At 46.1% G+C, this 14,688-nt stretch carries 11 protein-coding genes; 4 read left to right on the top strand and 7 right to left on the bottom strand.

Annotated elements, in window-relative coordinates:
* Positions 1–154: 154 nt before the first annotated feature.
* Together Q0230_RS07145 and Q0230_RS07140 are read left to right on the top strand one after the other, a co-directional pair.
* Positions 155–2,494 (top strand): Tex family protein, encoded by a 2,340-nt coding sequence (locus tag Q0230_RS07145; RefSeq protein WP_298609187.1) that lies wholly within the window; start codon positions 155–157, stop codon positions 2,492–2,494.
* A 209-nt stretch (positions 2,495–2,703) separates the two neighbouring features.
* Positions 2,704–4,557: a FimV family protein gene (locus Q0230_RS07140; RefSeq protein WP_298609186.1), complete on the top strand. Its 1,854-nt coding sequence runs from the start codon at positions 2,704–2,706 to the stop codon at positions 4,555–4,557.
* On the opposite strand, the gene Q0230_RS07135 is transcribed toward Q0230_RS07140, so the two are convergent.
* Complete coding sequence (locus Q0230_RS07135; RefSeq protein WP_298609185.1) at positions 4,526–5,116, bottom strand: SHOCT domain-containing protein; 591 nt, start codon at positions 5,114–5,116, stop codon at positions 4,526–4,528. The two genes, Q0230_RS07140 and Q0230_RS07135, sit on opposite strands and share 32 nt — an antisense overlap.
* Positions 5,117–5,365: 249 nt before the next feature.
* Between Q0230_RS07135 and Q0230_RS07130 the strand changes: the two genes are divergently transcribed.
* Together Q0230_RS07130 and Q0230_RS07125 are read left to right on the top strand one after the other, a co-directional pair.
* Positions 5,366–6,499 (top strand): TauD/TfdA family dioxygenase, encoded by a 1,134-nt coding sequence (locus tag Q0230_RS07130; RefSeq protein ID WP_298609184.1) that lies wholly within the window; start codon positions 5,366–5,368, stop codon positions 6,497–6,499.
* Positions 6,500–7,240, top strand: a complete 741-nt coding sequence (locus Q0230_RS07125; protein WP_298609183.1) for a class II aldolase and adducin N-terminal domain-containing protein — start codon at positions 6,500–6,502, stop codon at positions 7,238–7,240.
* An 11-nt stretch (positions 7,241–7,251) separates the two neighbouring features.
* Here Q0230_RS07125 and Q0230_RS07120 read toward each other — a convergent pair whose 3' ends face one another.
* From Q0230_RS07120 to Q0230_RS07095, 6 genes are all read right to left on the bottom strand, one after another.
* The gene (locus Q0230_RS07120; RefSeq protein ID WP_298609182.1) at positions 7,252–8,328 is read right to left on the bottom strand and encodes a 4Fe-4S binding protein; all 1,077 of its coding nucleotides are present in this window, start codon (positions 8,326–8,328) and stop codon (positions 7,252–7,254) included.
* 10 nt (positions 8,329–8,338) lie between these two features.
* Positions 8,339–9,115, bottom strand: coding sequence for a molecular chaperone TorD family protein (locus Q0230_RS07115; protein WP_298609181.1), 777 nt, complete (start codon positions 9,113–9,115; stop codon positions 8,339–8,341).
* The gene (locus tag Q0230_RS07110) at positions 9,108–9,905 is read right to left on the bottom strand and encodes a 4Fe-4S dicluster domain-containing protein (RefSeq protein WP_298609178.1); all 798 of its coding nucleotides are present in this window, start codon (positions 9,903–9,905) and stop codon (positions 9,108–9,110) included. Before Q0230_RS07110 ends, Q0230_RS07115 begins: the two co-directional genes overlap by 8 nt.
* 12 nt (positions 9,906–9,917) lie before the next feature.
* The gene (locus tag Q0230_RS07105; RefSeq protein WP_298609177.1) at positions 9,918–12,476 is read right to left on the bottom strand and encodes a molybdopterin-dependent oxidoreductase; all 2,559 of its coding nucleotides are present in this window, start codon (positions 12,474–12,476) and stop codon (positions 9,918–9,920) included.
* 15 nt (positions 12,477–12,491) lie between these two features.
* Positions 12,492–13,565 (bottom strand): hypothetical protein, encoded by a 1,074-nt coding sequence (locus tag Q0230_RS07100; protein WP_298609176.1) that lies wholly within the window; start codon positions 13,563–13,565, stop codon positions 12,492–12,494.
* A gap of 80 nt (positions 13,566–13,645) precedes the next feature.
* Positions 13,646–14,653 (bottom strand): hypothetical protein, encoded by a 1,008-nt coding sequence (locus tag Q0230_RS07095; protein WP_298609174.1) that lies wholly within the window; start codon positions 14,651–14,653, stop codon positions 13,646–13,648.
* Between the last annotated feature and the right edge of the window lie 35 nt (positions 14,654–14,688).

Below are 14,688 nucleotides of genomic sequence, written 5' to 3'. Positions count from 1 at the left end.
TTAAAATTCGTTCTTTCTAATCTTTATATATGATCACTGTCCCGTATTTTCAGAAAAAACTACTCATAGCCAGCGGTAACATTAGAGAAAAAATTTACCCTCAAGTTACTTTTACTGATAATACAGGGCATTTATTCCAACAAGATTAAACTCTATGCTCAAAATTGCTGAACGTATTGCGCAGGAGCTAGCTGTTGCTCCACGCCAAGTTACTGCTGCTATTCAACTATTGGATGAAGGCTCTACAGTGCCATTCATTTCTCGTTACCGTAAGGAGGTCACGGGTGGTTTAGATGATACTCAGTTGCGAGGTTTGGAAGAGCGGTTAGGCTATTTGCGTGAACTAGAAGAGCGTCGTACCGCAGTACTAAAAACTATCGAAGAGCAGGGGAAGCTGACACCCAGTTTAGCCGCTGCGCTTCAAGAGGCTGATACGAAAACACGTTTGGAAGATTTATATCTACCCTTTAAACAAAAACGCCGTACAAAAGGGCATATTGCCATTGAGGCAGGTATCCAGCCTTTAGCAGATGCTTTATTAGCCAATCCGCAGCTTGATCCCAACCTTGAGGCGCAAAAATACTTCAATACAGCAGAAGAGTTTAAAGAGGCCTTTGTCGACACCAAAGGGGTATTGGAAGGCGCGAAATATATTCTAATGGAGCGTTTCGCCGAAGACCCAGAGTTAGTAGGTGAACTACGTACTTATTTACAGTCTGAAGCAAAACTAAAATCTGGCGTGGTCAAAGGCAAGGAAGCCGAAGGTGCGAAATTCCGTGATTATTTCGACAATGCAGATGCTTTAAAAACTGCGCCTTCACATCGAGTTTTAGCCATGCTGCGGGGGCGTAATGAAGGCATTTTACAATTGAGCATTGATGTTGATAAACCTGATGAGGCTCTCTTGCATCCGTGCGAGGTTTTGACTGCTAAGCGCCTTGGTATTCAAAATAAACAACGTCCTGCTGATGCTTTCTTAGCTGAAGTCGTGCATTGGACTTGGAAAGTGAAACTCCACACTAAACTTGAAACCGATTTACTCAGCGATTTGCGCCAAGCTGCCGAAACTGAAGCAATTCGCGTGTTTGCGCATAACTTAAAGGATTTGCTGTTAGCCGCCCCCGCAGGTCAGCGCGCGACTTTAGGCCTTGATCCGGGGTTGCGGACAGGTGTGAAGGTGGCAGTGATTGATAGCACGGGGCAATTTATTGATCACACCACTATCTACCCGCATGCCCCGCGCAATCAGTGGGAGGAGTCAATTGCGACTTTAGCTAAATTAGTTGCAAAATATCAGTTAGAACTGGTGGCGATTGGTAATGGCACAGCTTCACGAGAAACCGATAAATTAGTTGCTGAGCTACTGAAAAAACACCCTGAACTCAATCTGCAAAAAGTAGTAGTGAGTGAAGCAGGTGCTTCGGTGTACTCAGCTTCTGAAACTGCAGCGAAAGAATTTCCCGATTTAGATGTAACGATTCGGGGGGCTGTGTCGATTGCGCGTCGTTTACAAGACCCGCTCGCTGAGTTAGTTAAAATCGAACCCAAGTCGATTGGCGTAGGGCAGTATCAACATGATGTCAGTCAAGTCCAGTTGGCCAAAAATCTGGATGCAGTGGTAGAGGATTGCGTCAATAGTGTCGGGGTAGAGGTAAATACAGCTTCGGCGGCTTTATTGCGACGAGTCGCTGGGTTAAATCAAACAATTGCAGATAATATCGTTGAATTTCGGAATAAAAATGGCCGTTTTACCAGTCGGGAAAATTTATTAAATGTGCCTCGTTTAGGCGCGAAAACTTTTGAGCAAGCTGCTGGGTTCTTACGGATTCATGGCGGTGAAAACCCTTTAGATAGCTCAGCGGTTCACCCGGAGGCCTATTCTGTAGTAGAAGCGATTGCTGCTAAAACCAAGACGAATTTGCAAAGCTTGATTGGCAATTCACCACTTATTAAATCTTTAAATCCTGTCGATTTTACGAGTGAAAAATTCGGTTTGCCGACCATTACTGATATTCTCGCAGAATTAGATAAACCGGGACGCGATCCACGCCCAGCATTCAAAACAGCTAGCTTTAAAGAAGGGGTCGAGTCCCTCACTGATTTAAAAGTGGATATGCTGCTGGAAGGTACAGTTACTAATGTTACAAACTTTGGTGCTTTTGTGGACATTGGTGTGCATCAAGATGGCTTAGTGCATATTTCGATGCTAGCCAATCACTTTGTTAAAGACCCTCATTCTGTAGTGAAGGCTGGCGACATCGTAAAAGTTAAGGTGCTTGAAGTCGATCAAGAACGTAAACGGATTGCTTTAAGTATGCGTTTAGGTGAATCGACTGCTAGTCCGCAAACTAAACGGATTGCCCAGCCTCAAGCAACACAGAAGACAAATTCTAAAGTAGAAATTGCAAATAAACCTGTGCGCCCACCACAGACCGTACCAACAGGTAATAGTGCCTTTGCAGCTGCTTTTGCTAAAGCGCAAGAACGAAAATAGTTCTCTTATGAGGTACAAATTCTTGTGTGTAAGCAGGCTTGTTTTTTTTGGCCTGCTTTTAGCTTCTTTTTAAAGATAGGATTCTATTTTCTAAATAAATAACTATTTAGTTACTAATCATGTGGAGTTAACCTTTTCAATGTTATTCTCTGTAATAATTAAAATTTATTATATATAAATAAGAAATAAGGGCGATGGGGGTAAGATTAGTGAAGAAGCAAACGCTTGGTTTAGTGCTAGTTTTAGCAAGTGGTTATCCATCCTTAACTCAGGCTTTGAGCTTAGGAGACATCCAGTTTAATTCGCGCCTTAATGAACCCTTTAAAGCGCGTATCGAATTATTGAATGCGACTCAACAAGAACTAGATAAATTGCAAGTTCATGTTGCCCCACCAAGTATTTTTGCTCAAGCACAGTTGCAGCGCCCTCAATTCATCGATAGCTTAAAGTTTGCACGCTCCGTTAAGCACGGGAAACACTATCTCATTATTAGCTCTCCTCAACGTGTCGCTGAAACCGAGTTTAATCTGCTGTTAGAAGTGACTAGCCCTAAAGGTGACTTACTCAAGCGCTATTCAGTGGCTTTAAAAGGTGGAGCTGGGGCAAACTCTAAAGTTCAAACTGTACAAGCGCCCATTGCAGAGCCTGCAAATTCTGAGTCCAGTGGAGCGCTAGCCGAAACAATATCAGCTACTCCACCTGCAGATAATCAAGAAAGCCAAGCTAGTTTAGATTTAGCTCAAAACCCCGAGGCTATTAGCAGTGAACAAGGTGCGGAATCTTCAAGGTTTGAGCCAACAAGTGCAGGTGAAGCATCGGCTGCTTTGAATTTAGCGGTGGATACCGAGGAGCTAAGCGCCAATGCAGCGCCAACTCCTGAGTTAGAGGCTGAGCCGGTTCAAGTCATAGCAGCAGTTAATGAGCCTGATGCGGCTGCTTTAGTACCAGTCAGTATACCCGTTGAGCGTTCAACGCGGGTCAGACCCAGTCCTGCTAAAGTAGCGATTCCATTGCCTAAACTTGCTTTCAAATATAAGTATCGGGTGCGTAAAGGCGAAACTATTTTCAGTATTGCTGAGCGTTTGAAAGTAGGAAAGCTGAGTCTAGACGAGACAGTCTTAGCTCTATATGCACGTAATCCTAAAGCTTTTGTGAATGGCGATATTAATCAACTGAAGCCTGGCTCTGTACTGCGTACCCCTAATGCCGTTGGAAAAAGGCGTGTTGTTGAGTCTATACCTGCTCCAACTCAGGTGGTTAGACAAGCCAAGCCTATTGAGCGTCCAGCTCAAGCCCCAGCTGTTAAACCTAAAACTGCACCCGCACCTATTTCTACAGCCGGAACTATCTTAGCGAGTGCACCGGCTACTATCGATCCACCATTGTTACAAGCAGTCCATGAACTCCAACAAGCCTCACAACTTAAACTAAGTGATTTGCAAGAGCGCTTGAGCCAAACTCAGCAATTACTAGAAACACGGGCACAAGAAAATAATCAACTTAAAGAGCTAGTCCAAGAGAAGAATCGCTTACTCACTCGCCGTGAGGAGGAACTGGCTGGTTTGCAAACTGAAGTTGCTCAGCAAAAAACACAAGCTCAAGCTTTAATGACAGTAGGCGCGGCAGGGCCAGAAGGTAAAGCTGATTTAGAGGCATCAGCTAGCACTACTAGTCCGGAAGCATTAGTCACCAATAATACTTGGGGGGATGTGTTAGCTTCACCTTTAGTGTGGCAATCAATGACGGCGAGTACCCTGTTTTTACTCTTGATCGGATTTTGGCAAAGACGCCGCAATGCCGATAAGCTGATGCAGTTACATGTACAAAACAGTATCTTAATGCCGGAGGCGTATGCGGACGAGAGCGAGGAGGAAGAGGGTAGTTTATTAAACTTCCTCTGGGGTGAAGAAGAATTAGAGCAAGCGCGGGAGCAGTTGCAAAACCTGCGGCACTCAATGGCAAGTTTACGTGAGCAGAGTCAGCGCTTACAAGCTTATCTGAACCCGATCCCCCCACTGAGTGCCAGACCGATTACTTCACTACAGGCAAGCTTTCAACTTTGATCGTACCGTGCTGACTAGTAAAGCTTAATTTGTAGCCCGAGCCATCTTGTTGTTGGGATACACCACCAATTTGATGGTCTTGGGTGTCATAAAGAGTGACTTTGCCATCTTGCTCAATGGCTAAGCGCGCTATCGAAGGGAACCAAGCATAACGAGTGTTGTTCTGTGCTCCACTCGTACTGGGGCTACCCAAATGGCTCGGCCACCATTGACCAGATAGCTTGGCTGAATGGTTTGAACTAGTATCACCTGCTTTAGTTGCGTCCGGCTCTACAGAAGTTTCAATGAGTTTTGAACCACTGGCTAAAGCGCTGGATAAATCATTACCAAGATTATCGACGGTAGATTTTAAGTTCTGATTGAACATATCACCAATCATACTCATACCATTGAGCATCCACTGACCAAAACCACCCAATTCAGGATGGTTGAATTGCGCCATCGTCCCTTGACCCTTATAAATTGCGTCTAACATCGTTTTGACAGCTTCAGGCGATAAGTTATAGCGTTGCGCTAACTGCTCAACTAATGCTTGACCCTCTGGGGTTAATTTAAGCATGCATACACTCCAAAATTTTTATACAAACTCGTTCTAGCGGTTGTTTTAAGTATGGTAGGTTTTTTCTAGGCTAACTAAAAAATCTAGGGGTAAAAATAATGGAATAGCAATTAACTCGTGCGATTAGGCTAAATCAATGGCATACCCGCTACAGAGTGAAGTATCTTTGCTTGAATTGCCTAAAGCATTTTGTCGTAAAATGAACTCAAACACGGCGGGTTCTAAAAGTTAATTTGGAGCAACACTACGATGTTAGTTTTGGGAGAGAAAGGCTTAGAATTAGGCCTCGCTAATGGCGAGCAAGCCTATTTTAATTATTATTGGCTGCGTGATAATTGCGCCAGCTCTTGGGATGCTGAGACGCAAGAACGCATCTACGATATTCTTGAAGAACCCGATCATTTAAAGCCGACAACGGCTTACATTGAAGGCTCAGTCCTTGCACTTGAATGGCCAGACGGACACCAAAGCAAATATGACTTAGCGTGGTTAGCGCGTTGGCACACCAACGATAATCGACCTTGTTTGGGGCATGGTGACCTTGCCCAACGCCAGCGCCAGCCTTGGTATGCGGATCATTATCCGCAAGTACAGCGCTTTAGCTTTCCAGAGCTAGTTGAACAGCCTGCTAAAGTGGCTGATTGGACGGAAGCGCTGTTGGATGAGGGTATTGCGCTATTAACCGAAATGCCGAATAGCAATGAAGGTTTGCAGCAAGCTTGTGAACTGATTGGGGTAGTACGCGCTTCGTTTTCTGGTTATACCTTTGATGTGCGTACCGAAGCTAATCCGGTGAATTTGGCCTATACCAATAAAGCCTTGGAACTGCATACCGATTTGCCGCCGGAAGAATTAGCACCCGGAATCCAATTTCTACATTGCCGAGTAAATGATGCCATCGGTGGCGAAAGTTTATTCGTTGATGCTTGCAGCGTGGCGCAAGCGTTTCAGGCGCAATATCCCGATTATTTTAATCTCCTCACCGAGCTAAAAGTTCCGTTCCGCTATACCACTAATTTTCAAGATGTACGTGCGCGTCAAGTGATTATTGAGCTGGATCCGCATAGTGGTGAAGTGAGTGGCATTCATTTCAGCCAGCATCTCGCCGATGTATTTGATTTTCCGCCTGATGTGATGGACGAGTTTTATCCGGCTTTCCGTAAGTTTGGGCAAATGTTACAAGACCCCAAATATCTTATGCGGTTTCGCCTGAATGCGGGCGAGTGCATTGTGTTTGATAATCATCGCGTGGTGCATGGGCGGACTTCGTTTGTGGCCGGAAGCGGTGCACGGCATTTGCGTGGTTGCTATGTGGATCGGAATGAAATGCGCAGCACTTACCGCAGTTTACGTGCCAAATATCCCAGTGTTAAGGAGGATTAAATGAGTGATTCACTTCATTATTGGCAGGAGCGGGTTGATTTAGCTGCTGCTTTTCAGTGGACAGCACGCTTAAATCTGCATGAAGCGGTAGCGAATCATTTTTCTTTAGCGGTGAATCCTAGCAGCACGCAGTTTTTAATTAATCCGAATCAGCGTCATTTTGCCTTGATCAAAGCCAGTGATTTATTGCTGCTGGATGCGAATGATCCAAGCACCATGGATCGGCCTGATGCACCCGACCCGACTGCGTGGGGTTTGCATGGCTCAATTCACCGCTTATGCCCACAAGCGCGCTGTGTGATGCATGTGCATTCGATTTATTCCACCGTCCTTGCCTGTTTAGCGGATAGTAATCTGCCGCCGATTGATCAGAATACCGCGACTTTCTATGAGCGCTATGTAATTGATGAGCAATTCGGTGGCTTAGCTTTTACTGAAGAAGGTGAGCGCTGTGCTGCCTTACTCAGTGATCCGAAAAAGAAAGTGATGATTATGGGTAATCATGGCTTGCTAGTGTTGGGTGACACGGTGGCAGATACGTTTAATCGTTTGTATTACTTTGAGCGGGCGGCAGAAACTTATATTCGCGCTTTGCAAACCGGCAAGCCATTAAGAGTGTTATCGCATGAAGTGGCGGCGAGAACCGCGAATGAATTAGATAATTATCCGAGCCAAGCCGAACGGCATTTTGCGGATATTAAAACATTGTTGGGGCGTGAAGGTTCGGATTTTATGAGTTAACTGCAGGATTGTTAGGAATATACTTGAAATAGCTGGCGATGATGGTTGGCTTTGCTACAAATACGACATTGGGTTTGAGCTGTTTGCATTGCTGGATAGTGAAAAGGACTGCCACAAGTTTGGCAGCGTGTTTGCTTTAAAAGAACAGGCTCTGGTTGTGGGCTATAGGTTTTCAGTGTTAAGGCTTGTTGGTCGCAGCTATCAACACACAGTTTGCAGCCAGTACATTGCTCTGGGCTAGTTTCATAGGCCATTTCCTTTGCCGATAGTTTGACTATGCTCAAGGCTTGATGGGGACAGAGCTGTATACAAGCATCACAGGCATTACAGCGTAGCGGATTAATCTGTGCTGCAAAGGGGTATAATGCACTCTCTGAATTGGGATTAATTGGCAAAGAAGCGGCCCAAGCTTGCGCTGGTTTTAGTTCAGGTTCAAGGCTCAATTCTTTAGCCTCTAAACCTTTTTCTACTGCTAAATTCACTGCTTGCTTTAAGAATTGGCGTCGAGTTTGTGCGGTCTCAGGAGAACTAGAGGGTTTAAGGCTGGTTCGTTGCTGATTCCAAGTTTGTGGATCTAAGTGTTGAAACTGGATGAGGGGAGCGGCACGACTTGCTAGCAGTCGATTAAACTCCTCTAAATGTTTAGTAAAGGAACTGGTCTGTTGGCGTGGACAATGCTGACAATCACCACACGCAAACTTAAGCTGCTGATACCCTAACTTATAGGCTTCAGTAAGGCGGGCAGGGGAGATTAAATACAAGCAAGGGATAAGCCCCTTACCCTTGAGTTTCTGGTCGGTGTATTCACAAGCTACGAGTAAAGTTTGTTTACCCGCTAATTCCCCACTTAATAAATCCAGTTCTTGAGTTAAGGCAGTTTCAGTGCAAGCAGCCACACATAAGCCGCAGCCATCGCAGCGGCTGGTGTCTATGGCCAAGCTACCCGCATCTAAGAGCCAAGCTGCATGCGGGCAGGCCTCTACGCAGTTAGTACAACTAGCAATTTCACACTGACTGTGTACACAACGTTCAGGATGGATTTCAGGTAAAACCCATTCCTGTTTTAGCTGTTTAAACCACTGCAACATGGTTTAAGATCTACCAACTCAGTGAACTACCAGGGAAATAACGCATGGTTTGCGGTTGTACCGCCGCTAAGGTTTTTGCCTTCATGCGTGCTTCGATTTCCTCCTGACTAGGGCGTAATTCCCCCGTAATGCTCGCTAATAAATCACGTAACTCATCAACATATAAAGCCGTCAATAAAGCCAGCGCTCCGTAAAATTCCGTTGTACAACGGGCGGAAACCCGCTGTGCAAACGGTAATAGCCACCGTAATAAATGTTCATCCATGAACCGAGCAGCTTCGGTCAGTTGTAGTGAGTTTTGTTCATTAGCCGTTTTCTCCAGTAAATAAGCGACAAAGAGCAGCTCATTCACTAGATGATCGTCCATGAGCTTGCGCCAATTAGGAACGACTAACTCATGTTTGGCATACCATTCGCGTACTTGAAACATGGGCTGCTGACAGGTCAACTCCTCATCATCAATCCAGACTGATTCATTAGGTGAGCCATGAAATTTGCCATTCAAATAAATATCAGCAAAGTCACAAGCTAACTCATCTAATAAACTAGCAGGTAGTTCAGCAGGAAAGCCTTGTAGGCAAGTCATTAATTCCTGCGAGGCTAATTGCAATACTTCCGTATTAGCATTCAAGGCTAAAAGTTCCGGAAAGCCCATTTCACGCAAGGCTTGCAAACGTTCTTTAGTCAATTCAGTGGCATGTAAGTCAGCCAATAAACGTAAGTCAGTGGCTAGCAAACGACAGAACTGCGTTAGCAGTAAAGAGTCATCTAAGTTGATGCTAGCCATTGGTTTTTACCCCAGTTGCTGCTGGAGTAGCAGGAACCGTTTGAACCGGTGCAGTTGGTGTAGGCACGGGAGCAACTGGGACTGCTTGTGTAGGAGCTGGCGCTGCTTGATTGAGTGGTGCACCCACCGCCCCTTGACTATGCGCGATAAACACAATCGAAGGATGGGTCAACTCAGGATCAGCCATACCTTTGACTTGACCTACTACAGTTTCATGCGGTGCACGTGCTTTAGTTTCATAAGTACCTGCACGTAATTGGTCAATCGGGCCAATATCGAGTACCCGCATCATGCACGCTTGTACACAATAAGGTTTACGTCCCGCATCAATTTCATCCACGCACATATTGCATTTGGACACAATATTTTGCTCTGGAATAAATTGGGGCGCACCAAACGGACACGCAGCCTCACAACGACGGCAACCAATGCAAAGGGTAGAGTCAATATCGACAATACCATCTTTTTCGCGTTTGAAAATCGCACCGGTGGGACAAGTCGGTAAACACGCAGGTTCAGCACAATGGTTACAAGACATATTGACCTTGTAAGCATAGACCTGAGGGTAAGTACCCCCTTCTACGTACATCACACGACGGAAACGTGGGCCTGGAGGTAAACCATTTTTGTCTTTACAGGCAATTTCACAGGCACGACAACCGATACAATCCACATTATTGTGAATAAAACCAAATTGTTGCGCAGGTTTTACGGGTGTATAGACTTCTTTTTTGCGTCGTACAATCGCTTCTTTAATTGCACTTTGATCTTTAACTACTTCATTTGCCATGATGCTTCTCCCTTAAAGATCACGCCGGAAGACGTGGCTACGTGAAGTAGCTAATTGATCCCAACCCGGCTTATGCGCTAAATCAGTTTTTTGTACATTCACCAGTACCGTATTGTACGCAAAGGCTCCCGCAGGACTTGGCTCATCGAGGGTTAAGAAGTCTGGATTACCCGCACGGTCAATACCGTTCTCATCCAAATCCATCCATGCACCTTCGTGCAGTACCATCACCCCAGGCATGCAACGCTCGGTTACATAAGCAGGTACTACGACCTTACCGCGATCATTAAATACCTCAACCGTATCACCTGTTTTAATGCCTAACTTCTTAGCGTCAGAGGCATTAATAGTTACTTCTTGTGAGTAGGTCTCACGTAACCACGCGATATTGTTAAAGATTGAGTGAGTACGCCAACGTGGATGGGGCGAAATCAAATGGAACGGATGTTTAGTGGTCTTTTCCGCTGCATTTAAGGATTCCCAAGGCTCAATCCATTTGGGAATCGCAGGAATGTAGTAACCATAAGCGGTCTTAGTCCAATCGGTGTATTGAGCTAAGGTAGTCGAGAAAATCTCAATCTTGCCGGATGGAGTTTCCCACTTCACACCTTTCTCAATATTGTCTTGGAACGCAACGTGGGGACGATCTAATTTAAATTTGTAAACGCCATGTTTTTTGAAATCTTCCCATGACATTTCCACACCTTGATGGTGTTGCACACGTTCCCACCAAGCCATGAGATAAGCTTCATCTACATCATCATCGTGATTAAAGTACTCACGCGTTGCACGAGGATTGTACTTCTTACCAAACTCATCACCCCCTAAACGATACGCCAATTCGGTGTAAATTTGGAAGTCAGTCTTACTCTCACCCATCGGTTGAATCACCTTAGGACGATGAATGTAGTAGTGACCTTTATACCAGGGTAATGCGACATCGTGACGTTCAAAGTGAGTAGCAACGGGTAACAGTACATCAGCCCATAAACCGGAAGGCGTAATGGTAGAGTCATTACAAACCACCAGATCGAGCTTCTTAATCGCCTGAATTTCTTTATTAATATTGGTTAATTGGTTAAACCAATCTGAGCCTTGCCAGAAAATCCCGCGAATATTAGGAATAACCCCATCACCCGCTTGACCACCTGGCCATAAACCAATCTCTTCACGTTTAACATTAGGATAATTGAGTACGCAATGTGCCCAGCGATCAGACTTAATAGACTCATAGAACACATTGGCATATTCGTCATAAGGATAAGCGACTGCTTCAGAGTGCCAGCCTTTACCAATCCCTTCCGCACAACCACCAAGTACCCCTATATTACCTGTCATGGCTTGTAATGCCGCTGCCATACGATTGTATTGCTCACCGTAAGCATTACGTCCAGGCGCCCAGGACGCTTTTAAAGCAGCAGGTTTAGTCGTGGCGTACATTTCTGCTAATTTCTTAATATCATCCGCAGAAACGCCACAAATATTGGCTGCCCACTCTGGGGTTTTAGGAGTATTGTCGTACTTACCTAAAATGTAATCCTTAAAGTTTTCCTGACCCTTAGCCCAGTCTGGCATAGTACCTTCGTCCATACCTTGAACGAACTTATTAATGTACTCCTGATCGTGCCAATTTTTGCTAAAGATATAATGCGCCATACCTGCCATCATCGCAGCATCGGTATTGGGGCGAATTGGAATCCACCATGCATCATACGCTGCCGCAGAGTCAGTGTATTGCGGATCGACTAGCACAAACTTACAACCTTTTTGTTTAGCCATACGCATGTAATAAAACGTATTACCGCCATGGAAGGTGTAAGCAGGGTTCCAACCCCACATAATGATCAGTTTGGAATGCGCAAAAGCATCGTCTTCGTTACCGTCTTGAATCGTTCCGAAGGTAATACGCGAGCTAAATTTAGTACCTTCATAAGAGGGAATCGACCATGAGCTAGTACGGCAACCATACATGCCCAAGAAACGCCCTAATAGACCTTCTACTTGGTCAGACTTATGGAGTACCCCATATGACGCACCTGCATAGGATTGGTCGAGTAATGCAGTAGGACCATATTTTTGCTTTAGCTCTTGCATCTTGCCTGCGACTAAATCTAAAGCTTCATTCCAAGACGCGCGTTTGAATTTACCTTCACCACGCTCACCCACACGAATCATGGGATAGAGTAAACGTTCTTGTGAGTACAGACGTGCACGATAAGAACGTCCCCGTAAGCAAGCACGTAATTGCGGTTCTTCAAAGGTATCTTTACCAAACTCGCCTTCGGCTTGATAACGTCCATCATCAGTGGATAGACGTACAATCACATCCCCTTTTTTGTGAGCCACCAACATATGACGTGAACCGCAGTTGTGTGCACAACTGGTTACAACCGTGGTTAAATCGTCATCACGAGGATACGGTTCGTAAGCAAACGCTTTGGCTTCTTTCGGTTTTACGGTTAAACCACCGGCTGCAAGCGCTGCCGAGCCGACCGCAGTGGTTTGCAAGAAAGTACGGCGATCCATTTGGAGCGCAGTTTTTAATTTCTGTTTCCAATCAGTTCCAGTCATGGCGTGCTCCTTGGTTTATTGTTGAGCCGGTGCGCCCTGAATGAGGAAGCGCAAGTCAGATTCAGTTGGGCGATCTTTAGCCCAATCGGGAGCAGGGCTTGATCCGGGCCAAGGGTGACGTGGATAAGGAAAACTGGTGCGATACCAAGAGCGTCCACCATGACAGCCATAACAGGTGTCACTGTTAGCTGCACCTTCTTTTTCTATATCAGCTGCTTTTAAAAAGTTAACTTGGTGACGAGTGGTGCGAATGGCTGCATGACATAACAAACAGTTATTTTGGAACATTTGTCCACTTTCATGCCAAGGACCAGTTAAACCCATATTTTTATAAGGAAACTGACCATGACACATCAAGCACACTTGTGGGTTGACCATCTTGCGTAGAGTTAAATTGGCTTGAGCATCAGCACTGCCTGTGCCGGTTTCTTCGCGTGGATCATTGCCTTGATGGCAAGTTGTACAGCTCATCGTAGCAACCTTTTTAATAAAAGGGGCCACTAAATGGCGCTGATGGAAAGTCATTTGCTCACCTTGGTAAGTATCTAAGGTTTGATACCAAGCGATAGTTTGATTCTTATTGAGGCCAGCAGGGGTGGTGTCACGCGTATTGGTGGTGAGAACTTCTTGGTGACAGGCTAAGCATTGTGCATCAGTGGCTTTATCAATCGCTGGCTTGAAATGAATTGGGTTCCAACGGGCTTGTTCATAATTGTTAGTAGCCGTTTGCTGAGGAACTTGACTTAAGGTAGCTTGAATATTAGCAATAGTTTGTTTTGCAATTTCTTCATTAGATACCGGAGTAATAGTCATTGCCTCTGGAGCTGGAGCTGTCGAGCTAACTTGCGTAGTAGGTGTTGTATTAGTTGCTGGAGCTGCGGCAACTGAGGGAGCGGTATTATAAACAATGTACTCAACAGGTTTGGGCGCTGGTGCAGGAGCCAACATTTTTTGTACTGCGAGTAATTCATCTGCACGGTTGGGTTGACCAAAAAGTAAGCCTACAAACACAGCAAGCACACCAGCAACCCCTAAAAAGAAAGCGAGAGCCAAAGCTAGTTGTGGCCACCTCTCCCTAATAAAACTCATCTTAGAACTCCTTATGACTGAGCCATAGATACAAATTGTATCTATGGCTTTGGCTAGTTAACGATAAATCGTTCTAGTGGTTATTGCTTAGGAGGTGTCCAAGTTTGACCGGACATGCCGCCCATACCGGACATGCCGCCCATACCGGACATGCCACCCATACCGGACATGCCGCCCATACCGGACATGCCACCCATACCGGACATGCCACCCATACCGGACATGCCGCTCATACCAGTTTGAGCCGGAACCCATTCAGCACATACCCAGCCTGGCCCTGGCTGACCGGACATGCCGCTCATGCCGCCCATTCCAGACATTCCGCTCATGCCACCCATACCGGACATTCCGCTCATGCCACCCATACCGGACATGCCGCTCATGCCACCCATACCGGACATGCCGCTCATGCCACTCATGCCACTCATACCTTGTTGCTGACCGGACATGCCGCTCATTCCGCCCATTCCAGACATGCCACCCATACCGGACATGCCGCTCATGCCACCCATTCCAGACATGCCGCTCATGCCACCCATTCCAGACATGCCGCTCATGCCACTCATACCTTGTTGCTGACCGGGCATGCCGCTCATGCCGCCCATTCCAGACATGCCACCCATACCAGACATACCACCCATACCAGACATGCCACCCATACCGGACATGCCACCCATACCGGACATGCCGCCCATACCGGACATGCCGCCCATACCGGACATTCCGCCCATACCGGACATTCCGCCCATACCGGACATGCCGCCCATACCCGACATGCCACTCATGCCGCCCATTCCAGACATTCCGCTCATACCCGACATGCCGCCCATACCGGACATGCCGCCCATTCCAGACATACCGCCCATACCGGACATGCCTTCTTGAGCTGGTACCCATCTAGCACAAACCATGCCTGGCATACCCGACATACCGCTCATACCCGACATGCCACTCATGCCGCCCATACCGCTCATGCCACCCATACCCGACATGCCACTCATACCTTGTTGTGTCTCAGCCAGTGCTACACCACTGCATAACAAAGTAGCGACAACCAATGACAAAGCTTTTTTGTAAATATGTTTCATAAAAATCTCCTACGAATTGTGTGTAATGGTGTGGG

This window comes from uncultured Thiothrix sp. (assembly GCF_937876535.1).
Taxonomy (GTDB): Bacteria; Pseudomonadota; Gammaproteobacteria; order Thiotrichales; family Thiotrichaceae; genus Thiolinea.
Note: the sequence above shows the minus strand (reverse complement) of the source record. Positions and strands in the feature narration are given on the sequence as shown.

Bases quoted from the DNA above. Each gene is read 5' to 3' on its own strand.
- Q0230_RS07115 (WP_298609181.1), bottom strand. From the start codon at position 9,115: ATGGCTAGCATCAACTTAGATGACTCTTTACTGCTAACGCAGTTCTGT.
- Q0230_RS07110 (WP_298609178.1), bottom strand. From the start codon at position 9,905: ATGGCAAATGAAGTAGTTAAAGATCAAAGTGCAATTAAAGAAGCGATT.
- Q0230_RS07130 (WP_298609184.1), top strand. From the start codon at position 5,366: ATGTTAGTTTTGGGAGAGAAAGGCTTAGAATTAGGCCTCGCTAATGGC.
- Q0230_RS07135 (WP_298609185.1), bottom strand. From the start codon at position 5,116: ATGCTTAAATTAACCCCAGAGGGTCAAGCATTAGTTGAGCAGTTAGCG.
- Q0230_RS07120 (WP_298609182.1), bottom strand. From the start codon at position 8,328: ATGTTGCAGTGGTTTAAACAGCTAAAACAGGAATGGGTTTTACCTGAA.
- Q0230_RS07100 (WP_298609176.1), bottom strand. From the start codon at position 13,565: ATGAGTTTTATTAGGGAGAGGTGGCCACAACTAGCTTTGGCTCTCGCT.
- Q0230_RS07095 (WP_298609174.1), bottom strand. From the start codon at position 14,653: ATGAAACATATTTACAAAAAAGCTTTGTCATTGGTTGTCGCTACTTTG.
- Q0230_RS07125 (WP_298609183.1), top strand. From the start codon at position 6,500: ATGAGTGATTCACTTCATTATTGGCAGGAGCGGGTTGATTTAGCTGCT.
- Q0230_RS07105 (WP_298609177.1), bottom strand. From the start codon at position 12,476: ATGACTGGAACTGATTGGAAACAGAAATTAAAAACTGCGCTCCAAATG.
- Q0230_RS07145 (WP_298609187.1), top strand. From the start codon at position 155: ATGCTCAAAATTGCTGAACGTATTGCGCAGGAGCTAGCTGTTGCTCCA.